This window comes from Gordonia sp. GONU (assembly GCF_024733855.1).
GTDB lineage: Bacteria > Actinomycetota > Actinomycetes > Mycobacteriales > Mycobacteriaceae > Gordonia > Gordonia amicalis.
In genome coordinates this window covers 51,119-66,920 of sequence record NZ_JANRHB010000026.1, presented here as the reverse complement: position 1 = coordinate 66,920, position 15,802 = coordinate 51,119, and the positions used below count along the sequence as shown (strand labels likewise).

Here is a 15,802-nt window from a genome sequence, read left to right as displayed (position 1 = left end):
ATCTGATCCGCGAAGCCGGGTTCGCCACCACCGCCACCGGCACCCTGATCCCCATCCCCGACCTCATCGACATGGCCGCCGACGCCCAACCCTGGCTGGCGGTGTTCAAAGACGCCACCGCCGTCCCGCTCTACTTCGGACGCGGCAAACGCCTGGCCACCCGCGAACAACGCCTCGTGTCCTTCGCCCGCCCCGACGGCGAGGTCTGCTCCAACCCCGCCTGCCGCATCCCCGCCACCCACGTGGAAATGCATCACGCCCAACTCGACTGGGGTCTCGGCGGGCTCACCGACATCACCGACCTGACCCCCGCATGCCCGAAACACAACCGCATGGTCGGCGACCAGCCCGGACAATACACCACCCGCATGGTGCGGGAAGGACCCGACGAAGGCCGTTGCACCTGGCAACTCAACGCCGAACCCGGCGCGCCCCCGAATCCCGAACGGATCAACCGGCGACCCGACATACCCCGACGGTTCACCGAGCACCTCCACCAGGTGCGCACCGAAATCCACGGACCCGACCCGGCGTCCGGCGATCAGCCGCGCCTGCACCTGCGCCAGATCATCGACCTGCGCAACGCCTCCGACGCCGAAGCCACCCTCGCCTCGATAATGCTCGCCGCCGCATACCCGCGCGGCTGAGATGGCATTGGTATGACGTTGTGCCCGGAATCCGGGCACAACGTCACACCGATCGAAAGCAGGGAGCCCGATGCTCGCGGAGGGCGGCGCGACGAGCAGGCCTCGCACCAAAGCCGAGGACGCCGGACCACATACGACCTCGTCCCGGGTCAGCCCGCGGGCGGCACCTCGACCGGCGGGACGCCCACAGCCGGCACACCCTCCACCGGCGCAGGCGGGTACACCAGGTCGTTGACGCGGTAGACGACGGCCTCGCCCTGCCGGAACACCTCGGTCAGACCGGGGGCCCCGTTCTCGCGCAGTTCCAGGAACGGGTCGCCCTGGTGGCCGTTCTCCGGGTCGGGTCGACCGCGCTGGAACTCCCAATAGCTCGTCGGGGAGTCGATCACATAGTGCACGTTCATGTCCCGGACGATCTGGTCGATTGCGGGGTCGGCGCCGATCTTCGCGACACCCCAGAAGACGTCGCGCTGACGTTCGGAGAACTCGTTGGCCCGGTAGAACGGGAACATCGGGGTGACGCCGGTGACCGGGTACAGCCACCCGGTGCCCTGGTCGAGATTGTTGAGGACGAGCACGTCCTGGGCGTCGGGTTGCGATGCGAGCCATGCGTAGGCGGCGAGGTCGTCAGGGCCGATGTACTTGCCGCCCCGTTCCTTCGACGCGATCTGCGCGTTCGGCGGGTAGCGGACCACCGCGGCGCCGGCAATCAGGGCCAGGAACACCACGTACGTGGTCGCGACCACCCAACCGGCGCGGTTCGTGCCCGTGGTGGAGGTCTCGTCGGACGGCCCGAACCGCCGCCCGATGACGCCGATGAGGGCGACCACGGCCACGCCGATCGCGACACCTGCGGCCGCCGCCGAGAAGATGGCGACCACGAAGGTGAGTCGGTGCGGCGAGTTGTAGAAGTAGCCCCCGATGGCGCCGAGCGGGTAGGACAGCGGGCCGAGTGACACCACCGAGTTCGCCGTCACGAGCGCGAAGACCAGCCACGCCGCGAGTCCGGCCCAGCACCGCAACCAGGCCAGGACCCCGAGGCCGAGGACGGTCACGATGATCAGCGGCCAGACCGGGAAGTGATCGAGATTCAGCGGGATCGTGCCGTTGAACGCACCCTGCGCCAGGCCGTCGAGTATTCCGATCCCTTCCTCACGGAAGTCGAAGAACGGGAGTTCGTTGGTGTCCGCGACGCGGATCGTGCCGAGGACCACCGGGAAGATCAGGATCAGCGTGAGGACGGCCGTGACCGCGAGGGTCGCGAGATCACCCACACGGCTCACCGCCGGTCGCCAGAGGCCCTCACACAGCCACCACAGTCCCACGATGACGCCGACGAGGATCAGACCGGAGGGATGCGTGGCCGTCACACCGGCCACCGCCAGAGCGGCCGGTAGCACACGAGACCAGTCGCGGACCACGCTGAGAACCAGTACCGCCGCGACCGGAGCAAGACTCACGCCAACCGCATTCGGCACCGACGTCAGCTGCACTTCGACGTACGGCAGTGACGGGAACAGCGCGGCGACGGCGGCAGCGGTACCCGTGATGAGAGCGGAGGTGTCGACGTCGTAGCGGTGTCGGGCGAACCAGTAGGCCAGCGACGCCACCCCCAGCGGCACCGTGACCGCCAGTACCGCAGGCGAATACGTGTTGTACAACTCGACCGGATTCGCGCCGGTCAACGGGAACAGCAAGGCGCCCAGGGCATGCCACGTGTTCGGGTAGTAGTTGAACCCGTGGGTGTCGTAGTTCATCAGCTCGCCCATGCGCAGGGCCGAACCGATCCCGGTCTCGTGGATCCACCGCAGAGAACTGGCGTGCCACAACGAGTCCCACACCTGCGAGATGTTGTCGAGTCCCGCGAATGCGGTTTTGGCCACCGGCCGGATGCAGGTGATCGCGATGATGAGCCCGCCGAGACCGAGACCGGCGACCACGCGCAGCATCGCGGTACGCCCGACTCCTGGTTCGTTCGTATCCGCAGGCACCGGCACAAACCGTCGTGCGACGCCGGTGCGCAGCAGGCGGGAATACGCCCACGCCACCGCGAGAGCGAGAACCAGCCCCACGAGCGCCGAGATCGGGTTCCACACGAAGCCGACCGCGGAGTACAGCACGGTGAGGATCGAGACCAGCGCGAACGTGATGGCCGGTCCCGCCGCGAGCGCCACCGGCCACGGCAGGTTCATCCGGCGTCCTACGAATGCACCCGGCAGGATCAGCACCAGCGCGGACACGATCACGACCCACGCAGCCAGCACCATCACCCCGCGCCTTTCCACACTCGCCTGTCACCCCGCGGTTGGGACCCGTTTCCACTCCCTGCCGGGCCCCGACCAAACACTCAGCAGGGTACCCGGCGTCGTATCAGTGCGACTGTCCGGTGACGACGCTCTCGTCGGGCATCGGTTGCCCGTCGGACACCGGGAGGACCTCCGGGCGATGCTTCGAGTGCCCGGACGCCGCGACGGCGAGGCAGACCAGGGCTGCGACCGCACCGAACACGAACATCTCCGTGTAGGTGATCGACGTCCAGGTCCCGGTGATCCAGGCCAGGACCGCGGGGACGGCGAAGCCGAGGTAGGTCACGCTGTAGAACACCGCGGTCAGACCGGCGAGGTCGTCCGGACCGGCGATGCGCTGCACCTCGAGCAGGCCGGCGATCAGGGCCATCCCGTAGCCGCAGCCGAGCAGGGTTGCGGCGACCAGTGACAGCCACACGGTCAGCACGTGTGCCGCCACGGCGGCGACGAGCATGCCCGCGACGAGGGTCGTGAGCGCAACGACCACGCCGCGCGAACTGCCCGGCACATCGATGCGCCGTCCCACCGACTGGATGCCGAACCCGGCGCCGAGTCCGAGGACACAGCACAGGGCGGCGAAGGCGATCGGCGCCCCGGAGGTCCGTGCCGACATGAGCGCCGGGATGATCGCGTACGCCGTCGCGGCGGCACCGAAGACCCACGGCGCGACCGGCAGGACCACGAACATGAACCGTCGGTGACCGGCGGCCGGGATACGCAGGTCGTCGCGCAGGCGGCCGGGCGACAGGCTGGGAAAACGCGTCTCGGGCACGACAGTCAGAAGAGCTCCCGCGCACACCGCGACGGCGATGTTCACCAGGTACGGCAGCACGTGCGGCCACGGGCCCCACTGGGCGAGCACGCCGGCGACACCCGCGCCGATTCCGAAGCCGGCGGTCAGGCTCATCGCCGCACGTCCGGCTCCGATCCCGGCTCGCGCACCGTCGCGGTCGGACAGTTCCTTGATCCAGCTGCCGCCGACCGCCATCGACAGTCCAAGCGCGACGCCGCTGCAGATGCGTCCCACGGTCAGCAACTCCACCGACTGCGACCCCGCGGCCAGCAACACCGAGCCCAGCGCCGCGAACACCGGCGCCGGCAGCATCAGGGGACGACGTCCGAACCGATCCGACAGCGGTCCGCCGATCAGCAGTGCGGGGACGATGCCGAGGACATATGCGAACAGCAGGGCGTCGACGACGACCGGCGAAAGACCGCTGATCTGGCGGTACATGACGAGCAGCGGGGTGAACTCGTTACCGCCCCACGCGGTCGCGAAGACGGCCAGCGAGACCGCGGGCCATCCGAAGCGGCGGCGGTTGTCGGTCATGCGGGTTCTCCCGGGAGGTCATGGACACCGGCGAGGTGCCCCGCCAAGAGGTGTTCGAAACGGTCGGCGTCGGCGGACTCGATGGCGCCGAGGAGGTCGAGGTGGTCGGCGATGATGCGGGCGGCCACCCCGGCGTCGCGGTGCACCGAGGCGATCGTCATGCGGCGATGCCGCTCGCCCAGCGTCGTGTAGAAATCGGCGAGGAGCGGGTTGTCGCCGGCCGCGGCGATCAGCTGGTGGAACTCGGCGTCGAGCCGCGAGAACTCGGCGACGTCGGTCGTGTCCGCTCGCCGGTGCGCCTCGAGGTTGGCTCGCAATCGCGCGGCCAGCTCGGCCACGGCGGCGGGCCGGGAGGTGACCGCGCGGACCGCGTGACCTTCGAGGAGACGTCGGGCGTCGACGACGTCGCGCTTCTCGCGGTCTCCGATCGGTACCACGAGCGCTCCTCGCTTCGGGTAGAGCCGCATCCACCCCTCGGTCTCGAGCCGCAGGAATGCCTCACGCACGGGAGTGCGGCTCACGGAGCACCTCGAAGCGATCTCACCCTCGCTGATCAGCTCACCGCCGACGATCTCATTTGTGAGAATTTGCTCTTTGACCTCGGCATATACCCGCTCAGCAGCGGATTCAGCAGAGGCATGCGACATAGACACAAGTTGTACCTTACCAATGCCTGATGGTGCCATCACCAGGGCAGACCCGACTTCCATGACGGTCCTCATCGGTGAGACACTTGATGCGGCCGTAACGAGCGTCACCCTCGCTCACGAGCCCTGATCGCGTCCGCGGAGCCACCCGCTCGCGTCGATGCGGATCTCGACAGCTCGCGGGCAGCGTGGCCGGCGAGACGATGCAACCCGCGTTTCGCGGCATTCAGGAGGACCCGACCGTGACAAGCACGGAGGACACACGTATGGGCGACACCCCGATCACCGAACCGGCCATTGCCGATCTGCCGATCACCGATGACGAGATCTTCTTGGCGCACGCCGGCGGCAAGCTGTCCGTCGAGTTGCGCTCGCCGATCGACACTCAGCGCGACCTGTCGATCGCCTACACCCCGGGCGTCGCCCAGGTGTCGCGCGCGATCGACACCGACGCCACCCTGGTGAACAAGTACACCTGGACCGACCGTCTGGTGGCCGTGGTGAGCGACGGATCGGCTGTGCTCGGTCTCGGTGACATCGGTCCGCGTGCGTCGCTGCCGGTCATGGAGGGCAAGTCCGCACTGTTCCGTAGCTTCGCCGGGCTGAACTCGATCCCGATCGTCCTCGACACCAAGGATCCCGACGAGATCGTCGAGACCCTGATCCGTCTGCGTCCGAGCTTCGGCGCGGTCAACCTCGAGGACATCTCGGCGCCACGCTGCTTCGAGATCGAGCGCCGCGTGATCGAGGCCCTCGACTGCCCGGTCATGCACGACGACCAGCACGGCACCGCCATCGTCGTCCTCGCCGCCCTGAAGGGCGCGACGACGCACCTCGGCCGCGACATCACCAGCCTGCGCGTGGTGATCTCCGGCGCCGGCGCCGCGGGCGTTGCATGTGCCAACATCCTCCTGGCCGTGGGCGTCTCGGACGTCATCGTGCTCGACTCGAAGGGCATCGTCTCGGAGGGACGCGACGGCCTGAACGAGTCGAAGGCCGATCTGGCGAGCCGCACCAACCCGCGTGGTCTGACCGGCGGCGCCGTGGAGGCCCTCGAGGGCGCGGACGTCTTCATCGGCGTCTCGGCCGGCCTCATCCCCGAGGAGATCATCGCGTCGATGAACGACGACGCGATCGTGTTCGCACTGTCGAACCCCGATCCCGAGATCCACCCCGAGGCCGCCGCCAAGTACGCGGCCGTCGTCGCGACCGGACGCAGTGACTTCCCGAATCAGATCAACAACGTGCTCGCCTTCCCGGGCGTCTTCAAGGGCGCACTCGACGCCGGCGCCCGCCGGATCAGTGAGGGCATGAAAATCGCAGCGGCAGAAGCGATCTTCTCGGTCGCCGCCGAAGACCTGCGCGCCGATCGCATCGTGCCCAGCCCGCTCGACGACCGGGTCGCACCGGCGGTCGCGGCCGCGGTCGCCAAGGCCGCGCAGGACGAGGGTCTCTGCTCCTGATCGAAGGTTGCGCCTGGCGCCGCTCACCGCGGCGCCAGGCCGCTACCAGCCCATCAGTCCCGCAGATTCTTCCGCGATGGCGGGCCCCAGCGTCATCCCCCGCCCGCCGGGTCCGGTGACGGCCCAGACTCCGTCGGCGATCGACTCCCGGCACACGATGCGGTCGGGTTCGGTGCACTGGCTGTAGACACCGGCCCAGCGTCGTTGAATTTGCGGTAGGGCCCTGCCCAGCAGGCCCTCCGTCACCGCCACCAGATGCGCGTAGGGGTCCTCGTCGATGTCGAACGCGAACGGCTCCTCGTACTCATGGGTGTCCCCGATGGTCAGCCCGCCGTGGAGCCGCTGAACACACAGCAACTGCATGCCCTGCTCGGCTGCGATCGGTCGTTGCGGCTCGGTTCGCCGCAGTTCGTCCAGCGCCGTCCCGGCGAACCCCGGATAGTAACGCAGACTGTCGCCGTCGGCGATGGAGGTCGTCAGCCGCTGCCCGAGCGGGGACGTCTGCATCATCTGCAGCCGCACCCGGCGGATCGGGAGTTCGCCGAACACCTCGTGCAGAAGACCGCGGTGATTTGCCCCGGGGCACAACAGGACACAGTCACCGCCGTGAACCGTGCCGGCGTCGTCACGCACAGAGGTCCCGTAGATGTCGCGAGCCTCCACACCCGGCACGAATGTATACCGCCCCGAACGCGCGAGATGCGCTCGGAGAGCCGGCATCGCCTGTCGTGACTCGACCGCGGCATCGCTCGTACAGTGCAGTCCGGCAAGGTATTCGCCTTGAAGGGCGGGATTGACCTCGGCGACCTGGGCTCTCGTGAGGAGGTGGAAGCCGCGGCGGTCCGCATCCTCGCGGGCGACGACCTCCTCTGCGACTGCCACTTCGGCAGCGTTGCGCAGCAATGTGATCGACCCATTGGCGCGAAATCCGACAGCCGGAACCAGTGCCCCGATCTCCTCCCAGAGCACGCGCGACCGCAGCGTGTCTCCAGTTCGGGCGCCGACCGGCCCGACACCCACACCAGACCGAAGTTGCGGACCGTCGCGCCCCGCGCCTCCAGCTCACGGTCGAGGTGAACGACGTCGTGACCTCGTTCGACGGCCATCCAGGCGTGCGCGGTTCCGGTGATTCCGGCTCCGACGATGATCACGCGCATCGATTCAGATCCTCTCGTTTCCCATCGGTTTCGGGGTCTACGGCGCGACGGCGACGCGTAGCTTGCGGCCGGGGGCCGACCGCACCGCGGTCTCGATCTGTTCGAGTGGTAGCGGATCGGTCACCAGTTCCGACCACGGATGACGGTCCACCGTGCGGCCGAGAAAGGCGACAGCCTCCCGCAGATGGCGTGGCTCATAGTTGTGGATGCCGGTGATCGTCCACCAGCGTCGGACGATCTGCTCCGGATCGACTTCCAGCAACGGCCCCGGGGCGACGGACCCGGCGAGAACAAGCGCCCCGGAGATCGCCAGCCGCGGAAGGCTTTCCCGGATGAACGACGCGGCACCGGTGAAATCGAGTACTGCATCGACCATCTCGCCGTCGTCGAGCAGAGCTCCGAAGCTGACCGCTTGTCCGAGTCGGACCCGGTCGGGGTCGACGATCATCGCGTGGGCCCCGCGGTCGGTGCACACCGCCGCGGCGGTCGTACCCAGCATGCCGGCACCCCCGATCAACACCCTGCGGCCCGACATGTCGCCGGCGCGCTCGACCGCGGCCATGACCGTGGCCGTCGCACAGGCGGCCGGAGCGGCCACCGCGTCGCCGAGATGCTCCGGAACCCTGACCACCGCGGTACCCGAAGGCAGCACGATGTGTGTGGCATAGCCTCCCGACAACGTCCAGTCACTGTCGAAGGACTCGTGACCGACTTTCCGTACTCGCCGGCACTTGGCGGTGATCCCGCGCCCGCAGCGGTCGCATTCACCGCACGCGACCGTGACCGACCACACGACCCGGTCGCCCACCCGCGCGGGTGCGCCCGCGCCGACTGCGACGACCTCGCCGACCGCTTCGTGCCCGAGGACCGACGGGCACGGCGACTGTCTACGCCCACTGACGGTGTGCAGATCACTGCCGCAGACCGTCGCCAGTCGGATTCTGACGACGATCTCTCCTCGCCCCGGTGCGGGCAGCGGCATCTCGACGATGTCGATCCGATCGCCCCGCCACACGGCCGCACGGGTCAGACCTGTTTCGAACGTATCCATCCCGGCAACCTTTCGATGGCGAACACAATGACGAAGATGACGATCACGATCGCCCAGACGACCTCGAGACCGAGCGTGCGGATCGACTCGGACAGCAGGAGACCGATACCGCCGGCACCGACGACGCCGAGGACCGTGGACGTGCGGATGTCGACGTCGAGGAGCCGGCGAATCATCATGGGGTGACGCGATTCTGGGGAAGGGAGTGCTCAGGAGTCGGGGATCAGCGCGGGGAGGTCTGCGACCGAGGCGAGCACGGCGTCGGCACCGGCCGCACGGAGGGTGGCCTCGTCGTGTGCGCCCGTGAGGACCCCGACCGAAAGGCCGACGCGCGCACGACGGGCGGTCTCGATATCACTGGAGGTGTCGCCGACGACGATCACGTTGGCCAGGTCGTCGACCTGTGCGGTCAGGGCCGCGGCGAGTACGAGATCCGGGTATGGCCGGCCGCGCAGGCCCGCGGTAGGTGCCAGGACGTGGTCCACGGCCTCGGTCCATCCCAGAGTTCTGAGGATTCGCTGTTGCGTCGCGGGACTGAACCCGGTGGTGAAGGCGGTCGCGATGCCCCGAGCGCGAAGACCGGCGAGTACTTCGGAAGCCCCCGCCACGGGTTCGACTCCGCGGGTGATCAGTTCTCCGTAGGCGCGTTCGAACTCTTCGTTGGCGGTTTCGGCTGCACCCTCGGCGCCGAAGAGGGCACGAAAGACCGCGATCTTCGATTGCCCCATGGTGTCGAGCACGTACTTGCGGGCGCGTTCACGTGTCTCTCCCGCCTCGGGGACGCCGACCGCGGTGGCGGCTGCCTCGAAGGCCTGGGTGACGAGACCGTCGTCGACGACGGTGGTACCGGCCATGTCGAAGACGACCAGCTGAACGGGACTGGTGATGTACTGGGGGACAGTCGAGTCGATGACCTCCGAGTTCGGTGTGCGGATGCTGCCTGAAGTCTGCATGCGCACAACTCTCACCTTTGGTATAGCCCAATTCGGGTGGTTCCTCCGAACTCCAGATGAACACTCGGCTTCCATTTGGTCTAGACCAAGTCTTGATCTTCGGCAGCATGGATCTGTTCGAGCGGCCGCGTGTTCTGAAGCACCAGGTGGTTCGATCACGGCTCGAAGGACTGCTGGAAGATCTCGTCGAGGGCGATCCGTTCCCTGCGGAACGTGCACTCGCCGAAGCATTCTCGGTGTCCCGCGAGACCATTCGTCAAGCACTCCGAGAACTCTTGCTCGACGGCAGGATCATCACCACCGCCGGCGTGCGGATAGGACTCGACACGACCCGTCTACCCGCCCACCGGTATCCCGATCTCGAGCCGAACTTCGAGGTATCGTCGTCGCTGTACGCCGAATTTGCGAGGCGCGGAATCAATTTCGGCAGAACGGAGGACACGATGGAGACCACTCTCCCCGACGCGCGCGAAGCGGCATTGCTACACGTCGACGCGTACGCCGATGTTCGTGCTGAGGCGCCAGTCGTACGACGACCAGGGCGTTCCCATCGAATTCCGCCGCTCACTCCATCGAGGCGACCGGATGGCGTTCAACCAGACGATGCACCCCGACTGACCGTCAGTCGGTCCGTTCCTGCCAGGTACACAGGCAGATCTCGTTGCCTTCGGTGTCGGCGAGAACCCACCACGCGGGCGCGTACTCATCGGTCAGTAGCTGGCCACCCGCGGTGATCGCCGCCTGCAGGCGTTCGTGTACCTCGTCGTGGGGCACCCACAGATCGAAGTGCACCCGGTTGCGTTCCGGTCGTGGCGAATCCATCTGCTGGAACCAGACGGCAGGCAGACGTCCGGCAGGATCGATCAGATCGACGGACTCGTCACCCACCGCGTCGGAATAGCCGAGCACCGCCCTCCAGAACGGTCGGATGGCCTCGATGTCCTGCGCGTCGATCCCCACATCGAACTGGCCGGCGGGCTCGGGGAACGACTCGAGGCCCATCTCGATCGCGATGCCCGCGATGCGGTTCGCCAGTGCGACGTCGGCCTCGGTCAGCTGGTGGGCACTGTGCGTTGTGAGAACGAGATGCACTGAGCCGTAGCGCAGATCGATGTCGGGGTGGTGGTTCGCCGCCTCGGCCGCGTCGACGATCTTGGTGATGAACTCGAGACCCCGCACCATCGAACCGGTGCGATAGGCCGCCTGGAGCTTGTACCCGATCACCCGCCAGGGATCGGGCACGGCTTCGGTTGCCTGGGCACGGGACAGCGGACTGCGTGTTGAGCCGGTCATACTCCCCCATGCTGCCTGCTGGACCGCGGATGCGAAAGGGGTGCTGACACAGAGTGCGGGCTCAGTGCCGGATTCCGGCACTCAGCCCGCACTGTGGAAACGTTGTCAGCGCTGGTTCGACGTCGCTGCGGCCAGTTTCGCGATCGCCTCGGCCGTCGCAGGCAGAAACCCGCGTCGAGCGTCCTGGTCCAGCGCGGTCCCGGCGCCGATGACCGGGTCGTAGTCGAGGCCGATGACCGTGCCGACCGCCCCGGAGACGACCCCGACCAGCATGTCCGCGAGGCCTTTCTGCTGTGGCACCGGAAGCTGGGACCCGATCACGACGACGGTGCGCTCGAGCACCCCCGCGCGGTCCCATTCGGTGAAGATGACCCGTGCCCGGTTGAGCAGGTCGGGTCGTGGGCTGATCACGAGCACCGGCGTGAGGTTCGGGAGGTCGTCTTCGGCGAGTTCGGGCAGCAGCGTGAGCGGGTGCGCCCCGGCGTCGACGACCGGCACCGCGCCCTGCCGCCATACCTCCACCACAGCGTCGGTGACTGCCGCCTCCTCGGGAGGCAGCCAGAGACCAGTGCCCGACGCGGTGCGCAGCAACTCTACGTTGCCGGTTCCGCGGAGTCGGAGCTCGATGTCGCAGTCGTTGCCGGACGCGTCGACCCACCACGACAGCAGGCCGAGGGTCGACGCGGCGCGATGTTCGGCGAGGAGGGCCGACACGACAGACGTGCCGACCCCGCCCGCGGTTCCACAAACGACGACGGCCCGCTCATCCCAAGATTGCGGGTCGCCGTCGCGCGGCTGTATCAGGCCAGTCATCGTCGATCAGGGTACGGAGTTCGCGGCTGGTTGCCGTGGTCAAGCGAGTTCATGCAGGCTCGTCATCTGACACACGAGTACTTCTACGGGACAAGCATGTGGAAACCCACGAGACCACCTGTGGGTGTCCTGACCGGATTGTTCACCGCGTACGTCGTGATACCGATGGTCGCCGGACCCGATCCGGTCGGGACATCCCATTCTGTCTTCTCACCGGGACGGGGACCGAACGTTGCTGGCACCCATTTGTGCAGTGCATAGCCCCGAAGACTGGTGTAAGTCGTCTGGAATAGTACTCGGCACTTTGGATTTCGTTTCCAGCTGGCGCCGTCACCACCGAATCCGAGTGACCGTGCAGTCACACGAACCACGCCGCGCTTGTTCTGTGGAGTGTGAATCGCGAGGTTGACAGTGCCACGGCACAGGGAATGGTCTCCCATTGTCGCGAGATTATGGCCGTAGAGCGCGATGTTCGGGATGGGCGCAGCGGCCGCACCACCCGCCCCTATGCCGGTGGACACGATCACGCTAACTCCAGCAATCAATCCGATGAACAGTCTTCTCATCTCAATCCTCCACTTGTCCGTCGCATGCTCTTCTCTCTAGCGCTCGTCATAGGACTATTCATTCTCCGTCGGCCAGAGGACTTCACTGCCGGGGATGGCGTTCTTCAAGCCGTCCGATTGCGCCCTGGTCCAGTCCCGGACGGACTTCTCTGCGCCCTCGCCAAAGACCGAATAGGGCGACCTGGCCTGCGCAGCAGACCATTTCACCGCCGATGCCCCAACCTTGACGTCCACGTCGCCGCGATGATTGACCACATAATCAACCGCAGGCAGACCCGACCGGCGCGCTTGTTCGGACGACAAATGGAACTCGAACTGATTCACTCCATCAGGCTCAGGCGCCGCATGCCGCGGCCCGTTCTGGCGCCACGGCTCATCTGGGTTCGCACCCGGATCACCAGCACCGAGCGAGTACGCCAACAAACCGCCCGCGGTACCACCAACCGCCGCACCGAGCGCGGCACCCGCTGCCCCCACCCCGAAACCACCAACGGCTGCTCCGATCCCGGCACCGGCGAGCGAATCGATCCCTGAGGTAGCGCAATATGTGAAGACGCAACCAACGACGGCGCCGGCGATCGCTCCGACCCCAGCTCCACCAACAGCACCAACCACCGCCGACGGAATACCCAGCGCGACAGCACCTGCCGTACCACCGGCCATCACACCGATGATCGTCGCAGCAGCCCGACGACTCGCCTCGTCCTCCGGCACACCCACCGAGATCAAACCCTGAGCAATCTTCGCCTCGCCATACGCCGACCACGCATTGATCGAGTTCACATCCTTGTCCGACAGACCCTCAGGAATATCTGTCACGAAGTTGCCCACACGAATCTTGTCCGGCGGCGGCGCAATCGGACGCACCGGCGGAGCAACCCGCGGCACAACAGGATTGGTGATCACCGGCGAATACGGCCGCTCATAACTCCACGAACTCGCATCGTCGTACGAACGATACGGAGCCTCCACCGGCGGACCCGGAACCGAACCCGGACCCGGCACCACCACAGGCTGCACCACCGTGTCACCCGGAGCCGGAGCACCCGGCGCAACATCAGACGGACTCGTACCACCCTGACCCGGCGCCGAATCCGACGGATCGGTACCACCCTGCTCCGGAACAGCAAACGCCGCACCCGCACCAGCCGTGATCGACACCGCCACAACAGCAGACGTCACCGACAGAACCGGACCGCTCGGCCTCCGACGCCTACGATGCCGACCACGACTCTGAGACATCTCGGTACAACCTTTCTGCGCGACTCCCGATGACGCTGCGCGTGAACTCATTCGACGGACCTGATGGACTGGATGAACGTCTTGCCGCCGGTCGTCGACGTGCGGATGACCTGGCGATAGGTGATGGGCGCCGCGTCGGGCTGCAACTCGGTGAGCACGACGGAGTACTCACCGGGAGCCCGTTCGGTGATCTTCAGACAGTGCCGCGTGCCGATCGGGCGTTGATCGATGTACTGCTGCATGACGTACTCGGAGGCGACGGCACCCGGGGCGGCAACCGCGCGAGCGGCTTTCGCCGAGCGCAGCACGTAGTAGCCGTGATTGAACGCGCGGATCGCGCCCGGACCGGACTCCTGGTCGCCCTTCTCGTCGTCGTTCGACACCGTCGTCCCCGACCCGACGGGACGCTGCGCACACGCCGGGTTGCGGGCGACCGCCGACGTCGTCGGCCCCTCGGTCGGCGAGGCGGATTCGGAGGTTTCCACAGCCACGGCGGAGCGTCCGGAGTCGGCACCAGTCATCGAGATTGCGACAACGCCTGTGGTCAGAATCACAAGAACTGCCGCTGCCGCACCCGCGATCCGCGGTCCCGAACCCAGTAATCGGCTCCACCCGGGAGCGATGCCGGACACGGCCTTTCGCTTCGCGCGGACCGATCTCTCGGCCTCGGCGAGGAAGGAGTCGAGATCGGAAGAGGGCTTCTCGGGAACCGCGGCCACGGGGGTTTCACCCCTCGTCACCGATCGCCCGACAGGAGTGGCCAAAGCGCCGAGCACCGCCACGGCCGTGCCGCCGGCATCGCTCTGAACTGCGTCGACGGATCGGAATCGAGCCAGGTGAGCGGCCAGATCGACCGCCGGCGTGGCACCGGAGGACGGCCAGGCGGCAACGTCGGGGAACCACAAAGACTGCGGACGCTGCAGCACCATGAGACCCCCTCCCCCCGGCTGGTGATCGTCGTTGTCAGTTGTGCACGCGACGACACGACACCAAAGGAAGATCCCCCCGTGGCGCCGGCACTGCCGTCGCTGATCTCGGGTCACCCTACAACAGCTCTCAGCAACATCTCAGGTGTCATCCACAGGCACGACAGACACTCATCCCGACTCTCAGCGCGACCCCAACGCGCTCGCTACGGTCGGAGACGTGCTTCTCACAGCTGCAGTGGCCCGCGGGGTCGCCGACGGTTCCGTCGACCTCGCCTTCCGTCGCTGGGGGCGTCCCCGCATCCGTCCCGGATCGAGCTTCATCGCCCTGACACACGTCATCGAGGTGACGTCCCTCGAGCGAGTCGATCCCGCGCAGATCAGCACGGAGGACGCCCGCCGGGCAGGCTACGAGAACGCCGATGCGATACGGGCGACGCTGTGCGTCAACACCGATAATCCGACCTACCGGATCGGACTGCGTTGCATCGGGGAGGATCCCCGGATCGCACTGCGCGCCGACGACGATCTCTCCGACGACGCTGTCGCGGAGATCCGTTCGCGGCTCGATCGAATGGACACTCGCTCCGAACACGGACCCTGGACACGGGACACCCTCGCGATCATCGCCCGCCGGCCCGGCGTCGTGTCCACCGAACTCGCGGTCGAACTCGGCAGGGACCGAGCAGGTTTCAAGAATGACGTCACCAAGCTGAAGAAACTCGGGCTGACCGAGAGCCTCGAGGTGGGCTACGAACTGTCCCCGCGCGGCGTCGAATTCCTCCGTCGCGATGTCACCTAGCCGACGGTCGAACAGTGCGCGGGGTCCTCGCGGGATCGGCATAATCAATCCATGTCCAGCGCACATCCGGCGCGCCACCTGCTGCGCGCCAAGGATCTCGCCGACGTCCGGTTCGCCGAACCGCTGACCGTCGACGACATGGCCGCCGCGGCAAAGCTGTCCCGCGCACACTTCTCGCGCGCGTTCACCGCCGCATTCGGCCAATCCCCGCATTCCTACCTGCAGACCCGGCGACTCGAGCGGGCCGCAGCGATGTTGCGGTCGACGGATCGCACAGTGGCCGACATCTGCATGTCGGTGGGACTGTCGAGCGTCGGATCGTTCACCACGAGCTTCACGCGCGCATTCGGCAAGACGCCGACCGCGTACCGTGATTCGTTCCCACCCGCGGCCACCTATGCTCACGTACCCGCGTGTGTGTTGCGGGTCTACTCGCGGCCCGGACCGTCGAGTCGCGTCGAACGTCCGGAACCGTCCGCAGCGCCGGCCGAGCAGCTTCCGAAGACAGCACACGGGAAGAAGACCGCCGCACCCGCGCGGCCGTAACTTTGGTTCCACCACCGGGAGAACACGCCCGAACACGAACCAATCCGAAAGGTGCACACC

The 15,802-nt window shown here is 67.1% G+C and carries 13 protein-coding genes and 3 pseudogenes; 5 read left to right on the top strand and 11 right to left on the bottom strand.

All coding sequences use genetic code 11. The annotated features are described in order from the left end of the window. Window positions 1-647, top strand: a 647-nt coding sequence (locus NWF34_RS19200; protein WP_258325815.1) for a 13E12 repeat family protein, incomplete at its 5' end; no start/stop codon positions are given. Window positions 648-796: 149 nt separating this feature from the next. Here NWF34_RS19200 and NWF34_RS19195 read toward each other — a convergent pair. From NWF34_RS19195 to NWF34_RS19185, 3 genes are all read right to left on the bottom strand, one after another. Further along, a complete protein-coding gene (locus tag NWF34_RS19195) occupies window positions 797-2,914 on the bottom strand; it encodes a DUF6541 family protein (RefSeq protein ID WP_258325814.1) in 2,118 nt (705 codons plus the stop codon). 103 nt (window positions 2,915-3,017) lie between these two features. Continuing rightward, entirely contained in the window at window positions 3,018-4,283 is a 1,266-nt protein-coding gene (locus NWF34_RS19190; protein WP_258325813.1) for an MFS transporter, read from the bottom strand. Further along, window positions 4,280-4,930, bottom strand: coding sequence for a GntR family transcriptional regulator (locus NWF34_RS19185; RefSeq protein ID WP_258325812.1), 651 nt, complete (start codon window positions 4,928-4,930; stop codon window positions 4,280-4,282). Before NWF34_RS19185 ends, NWF34_RS19190 begins: the two co-directional genes overlap by 4 nt. A 266-nt stretch (window positions 4,931-5,196) precedes the next feature. Between NWF34_RS19185 and NWF34_RS19180 the strand changes: the two genes are divergently transcribed. Next, window positions 5,197-6,393: an NADP-dependent malic enzyme gene (locus NWF34_RS19180; protein WP_051349647.1), complete on the top strand. Its 1,197-nt coding sequence runs from the start codon at window positions 5,197-5,199 to the stop codon at window positions 6,391-6,393. Window positions 6,394-6,435: 42 nt separating this feature from the next. On the opposite strand, the pseudogene NWF34_RS19175 reads toward NWF34_RS19180, so the two are convergent. The 4 genes and pseudogenes from NWF34_RS19175 to NWF34_RS19160 form a co-directional block, all read right to left on the bottom strand. Further along, window positions 6,436-7,550, bottom strand: a pseudogene (locus tag NWF34_RS19175) (TIGR03364 family FAD-dependent oxidoreductase). Between the two features lie 37 nt (window positions 7,551-7,587). After that, on the bottom strand, window positions 7,588-8,601 hold the full coding sequence (locus tag NWF34_RS19170; RefSeq protein ID WP_024499518.1) for a zinc-binding dehydrogenase: 1,014 nt from the start codon (window positions 8,599-8,601) through the stop codon (window positions 7,588-7,590). Continuing rightward, window positions 8,577-8,765 (bottom strand): annotated as a pseudogene (locus NWF34_RS19165) (phosphonate ABC transporter, permease protein PhnE); the annotation flags it as partial. The gene NWF34_RS19170 and the pseudogene NWF34_RS19165, both read right to left, overlap by 25 nt. 45 nt (window positions 8,766-8,810) lie before the next feature. Continuing rightward, window positions 8,811-9,560, bottom strand: a complete 750-nt coding sequence (locus tag NWF34_RS19160; RefSeq protein WP_258325811.1) for a phosphonatase-like hydrolase — start codon at window positions 9,558-9,560, stop codon at window positions 8,811-8,813. A 101-nt stretch (window positions 9,561-9,661) separates the two neighbouring features. Between NWF34_RS19160 and NWF34_RS19155 the strand changes: the two are divergent. After that, a pseudogene (locus NWF34_RS19155) lies at window positions 9,662-10,172 on the top strand (GntR family transcriptional regulator). 3 nt (window positions 10,173-10,175) lie between these two features. Here the strand turns inward: NWF34_RS19155 and NWF34_RS19150 are convergent. From NWF34_RS19150 to NWF34_RS25480, 4 genes are all read right to left on the bottom strand, one after another. After that, a complete protein-coding gene (locus tag NWF34_RS19150) occupies window positions 10,176-10,847 on the bottom strand; it encodes a VOC family protein (RefSeq protein WP_258325810.1) in 672 nt (223 codons plus the stop codon). A 105-nt stretch (window positions 10,848-10,952) separates the two neighbouring features. Further along, window positions 10,953-11,660, bottom strand: coding sequence for a hypothetical protein (locus tag NWF34_RS19145; RefSeq protein ID WP_258325809.1), 708 nt, complete (start codon window positions 11,658-11,660; stop codon window positions 10,953-10,955). A 620-nt stretch (window positions 11,661-12,280) separates the two neighbouring features. Further along, window positions 12,281-13,468 carry a hypothetical protein gene (locus NWF34_RS19135; RefSeq protein WP_258325817.1) on the bottom strand — a complete coding sequence of 396 codons (1,188 nt, stop codon included), beginning with the start codon at window positions 13,466-13,468 and terminating at the stop codon, window positions 12,281-12,283. 47 nt (window positions 13,469-13,515) lie between these two features. Beyond that, window positions 13,516-14,397 carry a hypothetical protein gene (locus NWF34_RS25480; RefSeq protein WP_375295691.1) on the bottom strand — a complete coding sequence of 294 codons (882 nt, stop codon included), beginning with the start codon at window positions 14,395-14,397 and terminating at the stop codon, window positions 13,516-13,518. A 217-nt stretch (window positions 14,398-14,614) separates the two neighbouring features. Between NWF34_RS25480 and NWF34_RS19125 the strand changes: the two genes are divergently transcribed. Next, complete coding sequence (locus tag NWF34_RS19125) at window positions 14,615-15,196, top strand: hypothetical protein (protein ID WP_258325807.1); 582 nt, start codon at window positions 14,615-14,617, stop codon at window positions 15,194-15,196. A 51-nt stretch (window positions 15,197-15,247) separates the two neighbouring features. Then, window positions 15,248-15,742, top strand: coding sequence for a helix-turn-helix domain-containing protein (locus NWF34_RS19120; RefSeq protein WP_024499526.1), 495 nt, complete (start codon window positions 15,248-15,250; stop codon window positions 15,740-15,742). Window positions 15,743-15,802: the final 60 nt, after the last annotated feature.